This window comes from Nocardia sp. NPDC058640 (assembly GCF_042716995.1).
In the GTDB taxonomy this organism is placed as follows: domain Bacteria; phylum Actinomycetota; class Actinomycetes; order Mycobacteriales; family Mycobacteriaceae; genus Nocardia.
The window spans coordinates 20650-33675 of record NZ_JBHXRG010000045.1 but is presented as its reverse complement, the minus strand read 5'-3'; the positions used below and the strand labels follow the sequence as shown (position 1 = coordinate 33675).

The window sequence follows — 13026 nt, the reverse complement described above, 5'->3', positions numbered from 1 at the left end:
GCTCCCAGGTTCCGGTCCCGCAAGGACAACCGGCAGGCGGTCCGGTTCACCCGCAACGGTTTCTCGCTGCGCCCGAACCGGCGACTGTATATCGCGAAGATTGGCGAGCTGAAGGTCGCGTGGTCGCGAGAACTGCCCGCCGACCCGTCGTCGGTCACGATCGTCGGGGACGCGGCAGGCCGGTATTTCGCGTCGTTCGTTGTCGAAGTGAACGCGCAGCCGTTGCCGCCGGTGGACTCCGAGGTCGGAATCGATCTCGGGTTGACGACGTTCGCGGTCCTGTCGAACGGCAAGACCATCGCCTCGCCGAAGTTCTTCCGCCGCGCCGAACGCACACTTCGCAAGGCGCAGCAGTCGTTGTCCCGCAAGGACAAAGGCTCGAAGAACCGGGCCAAAGCCCGGATCAAGGTCGCTGCTGCTCATGCGAGGGTGGCCGATACGCGCCGGGATTGGGCGCACAAACAGTCCACGACGATCATCCGCGACAACCAAGCGGTTTACGTCGAGGACCTGTGTGTGAAGGGCTTGGCCCGGACCCGGTTGGCGAAGTCGGTGCACGACGCCGGGTGGGGCATGTTCACCGCCATGTTGGAGGAGAAAGCGGCCCGGTACGGGCGCACCTTCGGCCGGGTGGATCGTTGGTTCCCGTCCACCCGCCTGTGCTCGGAATGCGCAGTCGTGGGCGAGAAGAAGCCGTTGCATGTGCGGGAATGGACGTGCGGGTGCGGTGCGGTCCACGACCGCGATCTCAACGCCGCGATCAACATCCTCGCCGCTGGACAGGCGGAGAGGCTAAACGCCTGCGGAGGGACCGTAAGTCCTGCCGCCTAGCGGAAGGCACGTCCCTGTGAAACAGGAACCCACCGGAGAGCCGCAAGGTTCAGGAGGAATCCCGGCCCTTCAGGGCCGGGAGGATGTCAATCGCACCAGATGGATCATTGCGGGGCTGGTGACCGTGGTCGCCGTCATCGTGGCAGTGGTTGCCGTTGTCGTGGTCACTCGGGACAAGGACCCTCGGGAGTTCGTGGCCGAGAAGTACCGGCGCGCACAGCAACACGACCAGGCCAACAACGGGCTGGCGTTCCTGGCTACCGGTGCGCCTGCCGCGGTGGCTGCCACGATCGCCAAAGCCACTGATCCGCGGGACAAGCGCAGCACCGGTGACAACCATTACCTGCGCTTCGACGACGATCTGGTGTCGGTGGCCCCGCACGCGGCGGGCACGCTGGTGCTGGTCGACAGTTTCGCCAACGGCACTCGCCGCCATCACGCGCACACCAGCACCTACGGCTGGACCAGCGGCACCGCGGCGGGTGACTACCGCGGTGGCGGTAGCGACAGCGGCGGCAAGTAGTTCATTCGGGCATCTCGCCCACACAGCACAGGAGGACACTCATGCTCGCCGACCTGGCGGCGGACGCGGGCGCCGCGCTCGCCTATTCCGCGGTGGGAATCGTGTTGATGGCCGTCGGTTTCGGCGTCGTCGACCTGCTCACCCCGGGCGATTTGCGCGCCCAGATCTGGATCGAACGCAACCGCAACGCCGCGATCCTGTTGGCCTCGAACCTGTTCGGGGTCGGGATCATCGTGGCCGCGGCCATCTGGACCTCGGACGGCAAGCTCGCGCAGGCGCTGCTGGCTTCCGCGGTCTACGGCATCATCGGGCTGGTTGCGATGGCGGTGGCGTTCGTGCTGCTCGACGCGCTGACTCCGGGTGATTTCAAAGCCGTTGTCGCGGATCAGGAGACGCATCCGGCGGTGTGGGTCACGGCGTCGGCGCATGTCGCGGTCGCGCTGGTGGTGGCCGCGGGCCTGACCTGATGCCACGGCACCGCCTGGCCAGGGCGGCGCTGCTGCTGACCGTATTCATCTGTGCGGCTTGCGGTTTGGTGTATGAGCTGTCGCTGGTCACGCTGGGCAGCTATCTGATCGGTGACACCGCGGCGCAGGCGTCGATCACGTTGAGCGTGATGGTGTGTTCGATGGGTGTCGGGGCGCTGTTGGCGAAACCGTTGCGGCCGCATGCCGCTGCTGCGTTCGTGGCGGTGGAGTTGGCGTTGGCCGTGGTCGGTGGGTTGTCGGTGGCGGTGCTGTATGCCAGTTTCGCGTGGCTCAATATCTATACGGGCACGTTGGTGCTGGCGGCGGCGGTGATCGGGATGCTTGTCGGCGCGGAGATTCCGCTGCTGATGGAGTTGCTGCAGGACATTCGCAAGCAGGAGGCCAGCAGTGCCGTGGCGGATCTGTTCGCCGCGGACTATGTGGGTGCGCTGCTGGGTGGGTTGGCGTTTCCGTTTCTGCTGCTGCCGGTGTTCGGGCAGATCCGGGGCAGCCTGGTGGTGGGGGTGGTGAACGCGGTCGCGGGACTTGCGTTGGCGTTCTTCTTCTTTCGCGACAAGATGACCCGCGGTGCCCGGCACACGCTGATCGCCGCCACGCTCGCGGTCGCGTGCGGACTCACCGGCAGTTACCTCTACGCCGACCGGTTCGAGGCCACCGCACAGCAGGCCCTGTTCGCGCATCCGATCGTGTGGCAGACGCGTACGCCCTACCAGCAGATCGTGCTCACCGAGTCGTTCTCCCCGTTCGGGACCACCGACACGCGGCTGTATCTCAATGGGGGCCTGCAGTTTTCGTCGGTGGACGAGTACCGCTACCACGAAGCGCTGGTGCACCCGGTGCTGGCCGGATCGCGGCGTTCGGTGTTGGTGCTGGGCGGTGGCGACGGGTTGGCCTTGCGCGAGATCCTGCGCTACCCCGATGTCGGGCAGGTGACGCTGGTGGAACTCGACCCGGCGATCATCGACCTCGCGCGCTCCGACGACCGCCTCGCCGACCTCAACGGCAACTCCTTCGACGACCCCCGCGTCACCGTGGTCAACGCCGACGCTTTCACCTGGTTACGCAGTGCCCCAGGGCTTTTCGACGCGGTGATCGTGGACCTGCCCGACCCCGACCAGACCTCGGTGGCCAAGCTGTACTCGCAGGAGTTCTACGCGATGACCGCCAACGTGCTGGCCCCCGGCGCCCGCATGGTCGTGCAATCGGGCTCCCCGTTCTTCGCCCCACGTTCCTTCTGGACGATCGACGCCACCCTGCGCTCGGCCGGCTTGCACACCACCCCGTTCCACGTGGACGTCCCCAGCTTCGGCGACTGGGGCTTCATCCTCGCCGCCCCCACGAAACCGATTCCCGCCCTGCGCAGTCCGCATACCCTGCGGTCCCTCGACGAACCGACACTCGCCGCGGCCACCGTGTTCCCGCCGGACCGCCGCCCCACCGAACCTGCGGTCTCGACGTTGATGCACCCGGTGATCCTGGATTTGCAACGCCAAGAATGGCGTTGACCGGTTCACACCGCAGCCGGTGATTTCGCGGAACCGCCCGGTGCGGTGACGATGCCGAAGGCGATCAGGCTGTCGGCGGTGTCGCGGATGGTGTCTTCGATGGGGCGCATGGTCCAGCCCAGTTCGCGGTGGGCCTTGTCGGCGCTGACGTGTTCGGTGCGGCCCAGGACCGGGACGGTGAGGCGGATGCCCTTGTCGAAGAGGGCGGCGAGGCGGATCATCGCGTTGGGGAGCACGCGGGTGGGGACTCGGAAACCCTGGGTTGCGTAGTCGCGGGCGAGTAGGCGAGCCAGGTCGCCCATCCAGAGGGGGTCGGTGGCGCAGATGTATCGATTGCCTGCTGCCGCAGGGACTTCCATCGCGAGGCGGTGGGCGACGGCTAGGTCGCGGACGTCGACGGGGGTCCAGCCTGTTTTCACCGAGCCGGGGACGTCGCGGGCGAGTAGGCGGCGGATCGGTTCGTGGGAGGTGCTGGTTCGGGCTTCCAGCAGCGGGCCCAGGATCATGCCGGGGTTCAGCACCACGAGTTCGGTTGCGGTGGGCGAGGATTCGATGAAATCCCAGGCGGCGCGCTCGGCGAGGGTTTTGCTCTTCTGATAGGCGGGGATGCGGTCGACCACCGACCAGTCGTCCTCGGTGCGCACCTCGTCAACATCGTGACCGTACGCGACTGCGGCTACCGAGGAGGTGAGCACGACGCGGCGCACACCGGCGTTCGCGGCGGCGCGCAGGACTCGCAGCGTGCCCTGGACCGCGGGTTCGATCAGGTCGTTGTCGTTGTCGGGAGGTGTGGAGGGAAACGGTGACGCGACGTGCAGGACGGTGTCGCACCCGGCCACCGCTTCGGCCCAGCCCGCGTCGCTGTCGAGGGTGGCGGCGACGAATTCGAGGTCTCCCCCGGTGCGGCGGGCGAGTTCGGTGAGGTGGGCGCGTTTGGTGTGGGCGTCGATGTCTCGGACGGTGGCGCGCACGGCGTATCCGTGGTCGAGCAGTTCGGCGATGCAGTGGCCGGCGACGAAACCTGTTGCGCCGGTGACGAGTACCCGAGTGGTCATGGTGTTCACCCAATTCCTGGCGGTGGAGCCCGCCCATCTGAGCGGTGCTCATTTAATCTAAGCACCGCATAGATCTGCTGTCCAGTGCTGATTCGGACGCGGTTCTCGCATACGCTCGGTGGGTGAAGCGCACCAGTTACCACCATGGCGATCTGCGCGCCACGCTGATGGACGCCTGCCTGCGCCTGATCGAGAGCGAAGGGCTGGCGGCGGTGAGCTTGCGGCGCGTGGCCAGGGAGGCCGGGGTCAGCAGCGGCGCGCCCTATCACCATTTCGCCGACCGCGCGGCCCTGCTGTCGGCGCTGTCGGTCGACGGATTCCAGCAACTGGCCGCCGCCCTGGTCGCGACCAGGGCGGGCGCCGCGACCCCGATGGACGCGCTGACCGACCTGGGCCACGCCTACGTGCGGTTCTCCCGCGATCACCCGGCGCGATTCCGACTGATGTTCCGGCCCGAGCTGTCGCAGCCGGAGAAGCATCCTGACGCGCACGCGGCCGGGGACGCCGCCTTCGACGTGCTGGCCGATACGGTCGCCGAATGTGTCGCGGCGGGCGACCTGCCCGCGGACCGCGCCGAAACCCTGGCCGTGGCCTGGTGGGGGTTGGCACACGGGCTGGCGTCGCTGTGGTTGGACGGCCATCTCGAGAAGCGCAGCGAACAGATGGGCACCCACGCGCCCGAGCTCGTGGACGCGATCATGCGCGCGTTCACCGCGCTGATCACCCCCGATCCACACCCCGCCTGACGCGCCGCCGATATTCCGACGATCCGGACTGCGCGCTGACCTACAGTGAGTTCAGACCTTGTCGTTGCGTAGCCGTTTCGAGCAGGAGGCCCGATTGTCTGGCACCGCGAAACTCGACCCCGTGGTCGAGGCGTTCGTCGAAGCGCTCAACGCGCAGGACACCGACCAGTTCTACGGTCTGCTCACCGAGGACGCCACCATGTCCGACGACGGGGTGGAACGCAATGTCGCGCACTGGACCGAGGCCGAGATCTTCACTGCCAACGGGCATCTCGTGGTGGACACCGTCGATTCCGAGGACGGGCTCGAGCTCACCGCCGACTACACCAACAGCCGCTGGGGTTCGATGCGCACCACCTGGAAATTCGTGCTGCGCGACGGGCTGATCAGCCGATTCGAAACAGGGCAGGCGTGAGCGAACTTCTGACCCCGCGTTACGGCACAGCGTCGCTGGCCGACCTGCTTCCCTCGGTGCTGGCGTGCCTGGGCGGTCCCGGCGAGGACCGGCTGGGATTGAATCTCGATGTGGACCGGGTGTGCGTGTTGCTCGTGGACGGGCTCGGCGCGCAGGGTCTGGCAGCGGAATCGGCTGCGGCACCGTTCCTGACGGGCCTGCCCGACAGGGTTCTGGATGCGGGTTTTCCCAGCACCACGGCAACAAGTTTGACCACTCTCGGCACGGGCGTTCCGCCGGGTGAGCACGGCATCGTCGGATACTCCATGCGAGTGCCCGACGAAGACCGGCTGTTCAACTCCCTGCGGTGGCGGCTCATCGGCGAGGGCCCGAAGGTCGACGCGCTCACCGCGTTCCCGCCCGACCGAATTCAGCCGCACCGCACCATCTTTCAGCGTGCCACCGATGCGGGTATCGGTGCGGTGCAGGTCGCGCCGACCTATCAGGACGGTTCGGGATTGACGCAGGCCGGGTGGCGTGGCGGAGGATTCCGGGCCGCCTATTCAGTGGGCGATCTCATCGACGGCGTTCTGCAGGCTCTCAACGAAGCGCCCAAAACCCTTGTGTACACCTATCATTCGGAGCTCGACACCACCGGTCACGTCCGTGGACCCAACGGCCGGGCTTGGCAGTTCGAGCTGGCCAATGTCGACCGGATCGCCGCCGAGATCGCCGCACGCCTGCCCGCCCGGTCGGCGCTGATCGTGACCGCCGATCACGGCATGGTCGAACTCGTCGACCGCGTCGACTTCGACACCCACCCACACCTGTCCGAGAACGTGACCGCACTGGGCGGCGAACCCCGCGCCCGCCACGTCTACACCGAGGAACCCGCCTCGGTCGCCGACACCTGGCGCGGCGTGCTCGGCGACCAGTTCCTGGTCCGCACCCGCGAAGAAGCCGTCACCGCAGGCTGGTTCGGGCCGCACGTCACCCCTGACGCCGCCGCCCGCATCGGCGATCTCGTGGTGATCGCGGCGGGCGACGGCGGGGTCGTGCGCTCGGGCGCCGAACCGATGCAATCGCTGATGACCGGCCATCACGGCTCCCTCACCCCCGCCGAGCTGCACGTTCCGCTGCGGATCCACCGCACCTGAGCAACACCACATAAGCTGTCGTCCACGCGCATCCCGCGCAGCGAACGACTTCAGGAGGAACCATGCACGCCAACACCCGAACCGGCGCCGCAGCGGTGGGCGTGGCGGTGCTGGCGATGCTGATCGGCGGGTGCACCGAGGTCGAGAAGGTGCTCAACCAGGGCGCGGACACCAGCTGCCGCGACTACGTCAACCAGGAACCGGCCACCAAGCGGATCACCATCGCCAAGGCGGTCGAACAGCGGTCCGGCAAGCAACCGTCGGAGAACGTGATCGATTCCAAGATCGTGGAGGTGGACCTGCTGTGCGCGACGCAGCGCAACGTCGACACCCCGATCAAGAACGCCGATATCGCCGGGATCTTCCTGAATAAGTAAGCGGCGGCAAGTAATCGGCGTCAAGGCCGCAAGACAGGGAAAACACCGGCGGCCTCGCAGCCATGGTCGCAAACGTTCGGCGGCACGGGCGCGCACCTGATAGACAGGAAGCGCCACACCGGTTCTCAGCGGCAGCACCGGTGCGCCGCCGACGAGCAGGGAGTGAACGTGGGGCCACACGACAACCCGATCGCCGGCGGAGCAAGACCCGACAATCTGTCCGACTATCGGGTCCAGATCGAGAAACAGTGGCACCGCCTGGCCGCACCCTCGCGCCCCATGACACTGCCGCGCGATACCGGTGCCGTGCGCACCGACGTCGCTAAATCCTGGCAGCGGTCCCTGCACACCGTGGACCCGTCGGTCGAGGTCGCGCCCGGATTCAACGACATCAGCGACCGCTGGTCGGAATCCCCGCTGCGCCGACCCGTCACCGAACTCGCGGGCCAATTACGTGGCATGGCCGAGGAATCGGGCTATCTCGCTGTCGTCAGTGACGAATCGGGCACCATCTTGTGGACCGCCGGCGACCGTGCGCTGCGCCGTCAAGGCGAGGCCGTGAACTTCGCGCCCGGCGGGGTCTGGGACGAAAGCCACATGGGCACCAACGGACTGTCCCTGGCACTGCACGACGACAAGGCCGTCACGGTGTTCTCCGCCGAACACCTGGTCGCCGCACTGCACGGGTGGGTCTGCTACTCCGCGCCGATCCACGGCCCCGACGGGCGGCAGGTCGGCGTGCTGGACCTGTCCTCGACCTGGGAACGCTCGCATCCGATGGTGATGACGTCGGTGCGCGCACTGGTGACCGCAGTGGAAACCATGCTGCGTGCCGAAGCGCCCACCCCCGCGCCCGGTGTTCGGCTCGAATGTTTGGGCGCAGCAAGGCTTTTGCGTGACGGGCGACCGGTTCCGCTGCCGCCACGGCAACTCGAGATCCTGGCCCTGCTCGCCCTGGAACCCGACGGGTACACCCCCGAACAACTGCACGCCGCGGTCTACGGCGAACGGGCGGTGTCGCTGAACACCCTCAAAGCCGATGTGTCGCACCTGCGTCGGGCCACGCGCGGCGAGATCGCCAACCGGCGGTACATGCTCACCGGGCCGGTCTCCTGCGACGCCGTGGACCTGCTGGCCGCCATCGAAGGCGGCGACCTCACGTCGGCGCTGTGGCTGTATCGCGGGCCGCTGCTGCCGGGGTCGGAGTTGCCCGGCGTCGAACAGTGGCGCGCGCACCTGGATGTCGGCATTCGCAACGCGGTGCTCAACAGCGACCGGGCCGAGCACGCTGTGGCATTCGGTCAGCGGTGCGCGGGCGATGTCGCCGTGCACGAACACGCACTGCGACTGCTGCCCCGCGACGATGTGCGTCGCGCCGTGGTGACCGCCCGACTTTTCACCGCGCGACAGGGCTGACCTGCGCTAACACGCTCACCAACCTCGTACCAACCTTGTCCGACCATAGTGTGCAGCACGACGCACAGGTCGCAAGGAGCGAGGCGCATGATCTACGGCAAGCCCGGATCGGACACCGGCATAGTCAGCTATGCCCCCCGATACGACAACTTCATCGGGGGTGACTGGGCACCCCCTGTCGAAGGCCGGTATTTCGACAACACCTCCCCCGTCGACGGCGAGACCTTCTGCGCGGTGGCCCGATCCACCGCCGCCGACATCGACATGGCCGTCGAGGCCGCGCACCGCGCCGCCCCACGCTGGGCCGCGACCTCGGTCACCGAACGCAGCGACATCCTGCTCACGATCGCCGACCGGATCGAGAACAGCCTGGAACCCCTGGCCGTGGCCGAAACCTGGGACAACGGCAAACCGATCCGCGAAACCCTGACCATCGACCTGCCCCTGGCCGTCGACCACTTCCGGCATTTCGCGGGAGTGCTTCGCGCGCAAGAGGGTTCGCTGTCACAGCTGGACAACGACACCGTCGCCTACCACTTCCACGAACCGCTCGGAGTGGTCGCGCAGATCATTCCGTGGAACTTCCCGATCCTGATGGCCGCCAGGAAACTCGCGCCGGCGCTGGCGGCGGGCAACTGTGTGGTCATCAAACCGGCCGAGCAGACCCCGGCGTCGCTGCTGCTGGTGGTGGAGCTCATCGCGGACCTGCTGCCCGACGGGGTGCTCAACGTGGTCAACGGGTTCGGCGTGGAAGCGGGCAGGCCGCTGGCGCGCAGCCCTCGCATCGCCAAGATCGGCTTCACCGGGCAGACCACCACCGGGCGGCTGATCATGCAGTACGCCAGCGAGAGCATCGTGCCGGTCGTGCTGGAACTGGGCGGTAAGAGCCCGAATATCTTCGCTGCCGACGTGCTGGCCGCCGACGACGACTTCCTCGACAAAGCCGTCGAGGGGTTCGTGATGTTCGCGCTGAACCAGGGCGAGGTGTGCACGTGCCCGTCGCGGGCGCTGATCCACTCCTCGATCTACGACGAGTTCCTCGCCCGCGCCATCGCCCGCACCGAGGCCATCGTGTCCGGCCACCCCTTGGACACCGCCACGATGATCGGCGCGCAGGCGGGCAACGACCAGTTCGAGAAGGTCCTGTCCTATTTCGACGTCGGCAGAGCCGAAGGCGCCCGCGTGCTCACTGGAGGGGAAGCACGCAAGGTCGACGGACTGCCGGGTGGGTATTTCATCGAACCCACTATCTTCTCCGGAGACAACACGATGCGGATCTTCCAGGAGGAGATCTTCGGACCGGTCGTGGCGGTGACCCCCTTCGACACCGTCGACCAGGCGATCCGCATCGCCAACGACACCGCCTACAGCCTCGGCGCCGGCGTGTGGACCCGCGACATGAATACCGCCCGCGCACTGGCCCGCGGGATCACCGCCGACCGGATCTGGACCAACTGCTACCACGCCTACCCCGCCCAGGGTGGCCGGGAGAACCACGCCATGACACTGGGGAACTATCAGCAGACCAAGAACGTGCTGGTCAGCTATTCCACGACAAAACTCGGGATGTTCTGATGCAGAACCGAATCCACCGTGTGGAGATCACCGACCGCGCACAGAACCTGCTGCGCCGACTCATCGAAGACAACGGACCCGTGCTGTTCCGGCAGGCCGGGGAATGCTGCGAAGACGACAGCGCGCCGGTGTGCTTGTCCACCAAGCAGTTTCCGATCGAGAAGGCCGACATCCTGCTCGGCCGGTTGGCCTGGCACACCGAATTCTGGATCAGCCCAGCACAATTCGAATGCTGGAAAGACACCCACCTCACCGTCGACGTGACACACGGTCAGGCCGTGGGCGATTCACTCGAGGCGGGCGAGGGGGTGCGGTTCGTGTTGCGCGCCCGCGAGCTCACCGAGGCCGAGCACGCGGCACTGGCCGCGGCACCGCCGCCACGCACCGGCGCCGACCGCACGCTGTAGCGGCGCCACCGAAACCTGACCTGGCGGAACATTTCCCGTCGCTGCCAGGTCACGGCGAGCCCCCGCCGACTGGGTCATCGCGACTCAGCCGGCGGGGTGAGCTCGCCGTTCTTCCGTAGTCGACCCATATAGCAAATGCGTTTCCGCACATGCCAAATCGCGTCCCACTCAACGAGACCCACACGACAGATGTGCAACGATTCCGTTACGTTGTGGCGATGTTCTTAGCGAGACTCGGTGTGCGAACCCGGATTCTGGCGATTGCCCTCATACCCAGTTTGACTCTGGTGGTGGTCGGCGTCGGCGCGGCCGGATACCTGGTCAAGCAGAGTAACGAGGCCGAAGCGTGGGCCAACCAACTGCAGTCGATGGTCAGTCCGGTCCAGGAGCAATTGGAAGCCTTCCAGTCCGAACGGTCGCTGACACTGGCGCTGCTGGCCGGTGACGAGACCGCCGCGCCCGCGCTGCCCGGCGCGCGCGCTCGCGCCGACGACTCGTTCACCAAGATGAACGTCGCGGTGCAGAAGCTTCGCTCGGTCAACGGCGTCGATATCGGCGACAGCCAAGCCGCCTACGACCAGTTCCTGCAGGCGCAGACCCAGATCCGCGCCGCCGTGGACGCGCGGATGCTGCCCACGCCCGACGCCTACTTCTTCTTCAACACTGTCATCGACAAGTTCTCCGCCGGGTCCAATGTCGCCTCGCTGCAGGCGCCGTCGGCGGAACTCGCGGTCAAGGCCACCTACGGCGACCGACTGCTCGCGGTCATCGAATCGATGTCGCGCGCCAACACGTTGGGCACCGCCCTGATGGCCGCCGACGGCGCGCTCGCGATTCCGCTGGATGAGTTCATGCGCCAGAGCGGTCACTTCCAGACCGGTCTGGTCGCGCTGACACCGCAGCTCGAGCCGGGCGAACGCGAACAGATCACCGCGCTGATGGCCAGCCCCGAGTGGCAGCAGGTCATCGCGATGAACTCCGCGCTGATCGTGCGCTACTCCGACCCCGCCGCGATCGGCGCCAAGCCGGGCACCCTGACCCCGCTGCCCGCCTCGCCCGCGGAATGGCAGCACGCCACCGGCTTCGTCAACAGCGCGCTGCTGGATCTGTATGTGGGACACAACAAGATCGTGCAGACGCTGGCCGCGGACTCCGCCAACAACGCGCAGACCACCTCGCTGCTGGCCGGTGGTGGCGTGGTCGCGCTCAGTGTGCTGGTGTTCCTGGTCGCGGTGATCCTGGCCAACCGGATCATCCGCCGCCTGCGTCGACTGCGCACCCAGACGCTGCAGCTGGCCGACGAGCAGCTGCCCGCCACCATGCGCACCCTGCGCGAGGGTGGCGAGGTCGACGCCGCGGCCACCTCGCCCAAGCTGGACTTCGGTAGCGACGAGATCGGCCAGGTCGCCGACGCGTTCGAGCACGCCGCCGCCGCCGCGATCGGTGCCGCCGTCGACGAAGCCCGCACCCGCGAGGGCGTGCGCGCGGTGTTCCTCAATATCGCGCACCGCAGCCAGATCGTGGTGCACCGGCAGCTCGAGATCCTCGACGAAGCCGAACGGCGACAAGAGGATCCGGCCCTGCTCGAGACGCTGTTCCGACTGGACCACCTGGCAACCCGCGAACGCCGCAACGCCGAGAACCTGATCATTCTCGGCGGCGGACGCCCCGGCCGTCAGTGGCGCAACCCGGTGCCGGTGATGGACGTGGTGCGCAGCGCCATCGGCGAGACCCTGGATTACGCGCGGGTGCGCGTCACCAAGCTGCCCGAGGTCACTGTCGTGGGCGCCGTGGTGGCCGACCTCGTGCATCTGCTCGCCGAACTCGTCGACAACGCCACCGCGTTCTCCCCGCCGCAGTCGCGCGTGGAAGCGGGCGGCAACGTCGTGGGCAAGGGTGTGGTCGTGGAGATCACCGACCAGGGCATGGGCATGAGCTCCGAGGAACTGGTCCGCTACAACGCCATGCTGGCCGATCCGCCGGACTTCGGCGTCGGCACGCTGTCGTCGGACTCACGTCTGGGTCTGTTCGTGGTCGCGCGACTGGCGCTGGCCCACGGGGTCTCGGTGCGGCTGAGCGAATCCGATTACGGCGGCATCCGCGCCATCGTGCTCATCCCCCAGCAGCTGCTGGCCGGGGAGGCCGAGATGGCCAGTGTGCCGCCCGCGATGACCGGTCCGCTGCGTCGCGGTCTGCCCGTGGCGTCCGAACCGCTGCCCGCCCTGGAATCCGCGCCCTCGCCCGTGGCGACGTTGGTCGCCGACCCGCCGACCCCGCGACCGATGGCGCCCGCCCCGCAGATCCCCGCGGTGCAGGCCCCGCGCTTCGACACCGAGCCCGACTCCGACGACCGGCCCGCCCTGCCGCGGCGCAGCAGGCAGTCCAACCTGGCGCCCGAACTGGCCGAGCCCGCCGTCGAACCGGCGCCGCGCGCACCAGAACGCCCCCGCACCGCCGAACAGGCGCGCGACATCATGTCCGCGATCGAGAACGGCACCCGTCAGGGTCGCAACCAAGCGGCCACCTCGAAACAGGACGAACAGGAAGGCTGA

At 67.5% G+C, this 13026-nt stretch carries 13 protein-coding genes; 12 read left to right on the top strand and 1 reads right to left on the bottom strand.

The annotated features are described in order from the left end of the window. From ACFWU5_RS27620 to ACFWU5_RS27605, 4 genes are all read left to right on the top strand, one after another. Positions 1-831, top strand: an 831-nt coding sequence (locus ACFWU5_RS27620) for an RNA-guided endonuclease InsQ/TnpB family protein (protein WP_379269772.1), incomplete at its 5' end; no start/stop codon positions are given. Between the two features lie 118 nt (positions 832-949). After that, complete coding sequence (locus ACFWU5_RS27615; protein ID WP_379269770.1) at positions 950-1354, top strand: DUF4247 domain-containing protein; 405 nt, start codon at positions 950-952, stop codon at positions 1352-1354. A gap of 41 nt (positions 1355-1395) precedes the next feature. Next, positions 1396-1821, top strand: a complete 426-nt coding sequence (locus tag ACFWU5_RS27610) for a DUF350 domain-containing protein (protein WP_379243032.1) — start codon at positions 1396-1398, stop codon at positions 1819-1821. After that, on the top strand, positions 1821-3347 hold the full coding sequence (locus ACFWU5_RS27605) for a polyamine aminopropyltransferase (RefSeq protein ID WP_379243034.1): 1527 nt from the start codon (positions 1821-1823) through the stop codon (positions 3345-3347). Before ACFWU5_RS27610 ends, ACFWU5_RS27605 begins: the two co-directional genes overlap by 1 nt. Positions 3348-3352: 5 nt before the next feature. Here ACFWU5_RS27605 and ACFWU5_RS27600 read toward each other — a convergent pair whose 3' ends face one another. Then, positions 3353-4402, bottom strand: a complete 1050-nt coding sequence (locus ACFWU5_RS27600) for an SDR family oxidoreductase (RefSeq protein WP_379243036.1) — start codon at positions 4400-4402, stop codon at positions 3353-3355. Between the two features lie 122 nt (positions 4403-4524). Here ACFWU5_RS27600 and ACFWU5_RS27595 point away from each other — a divergent pair, with 122 nt between their 5' ends. The 8 genes from ACFWU5_RS27595 (at position 4525) to ACFWU5_RS27560 (ending at position 13026) form a co-directional block, all read left to right on the top strand. Further along, positions 4525-5148, top strand: coding sequence for a TetR/AcrR family transcriptional regulator (locus ACFWU5_RS27595; protein ID WP_379243038.1), 624 nt, complete (start codon positions 4525-4527; stop codon positions 5146-5148). Between the two features lie 94 nt (positions 5149-5242). Next, positions 5243-5563 (top strand): nuclear transport factor 2 family protein, encoded by a 321-nt coding sequence (locus tag ACFWU5_RS27590; RefSeq protein ID WP_379243040.1) that lies wholly within the window; start codon positions 5243-5245, stop codon positions 5561-5563. Continuing rightward, complete coding sequence (locus ACFWU5_RS27585; RefSeq protein ID WP_379243042.1) at positions 5560-6699, top strand: alkaline phosphatase family protein; 1140 nt, start codon at positions 5560-5562, stop codon at positions 6697-6699. Before ACFWU5_RS27590 ends, ACFWU5_RS27585 begins: the two co-directional genes overlap by 4 nt. 62 nt (positions 6700-6761) lie before the next feature. Then, positions 6762-7076 carry a hypothetical protein gene (locus ACFWU5_RS27580; protein WP_379243044.1) on the top strand — a complete coding sequence of 105 codons (315 nt, stop codon included), beginning with the start codon at positions 6762-6764 and terminating at the stop codon, positions 7074-7076. 168 nt (positions 7077-7244) lie between these two features. Beyond that, complete coding sequence (locus tag ACFWU5_RS27575) at positions 7245-8492, top strand: transcriptional regulator (protein WP_379243046.1); 1248 nt, start codon at positions 7245-7247, stop codon at positions 8490-8492. A gap of 87 nt (positions 8493-8579) precedes the next feature. Beyond that, positions 8580-10067 (top strand): aldehyde dehydrogenase family protein, encoded by a 1488-nt coding sequence (locus tag ACFWU5_RS27570; protein ID WP_379243048.1) that lies wholly within the window; start codon positions 8580-8582, stop codon positions 10065-10067. Beyond that, the gene (locus ACFWU5_RS27565) at positions 10067-10474 is read left to right on the top strand and encodes a DUF779 domain-containing protein (RefSeq protein ID WP_379243050.1); all 408 of its coding nucleotides are present in this window, start codon (positions 10067-10069) and stop codon (positions 10472-10474) included. The genes ACFWU5_RS27570 and ACFWU5_RS27565 overlap by 1 nt, the downstream gene beginning before the upstream one ends. Before the next feature lie 218 nt (positions 10475-10692). Then, on the top strand, positions 10693-13026 hold the full coding sequence (locus ACFWU5_RS27560; protein WP_379243052.1) for a nitrate- and nitrite sensing domain-containing protein: 2334 nt from the start codon (positions 10693-10695) through the stop codon (positions 13024-13026).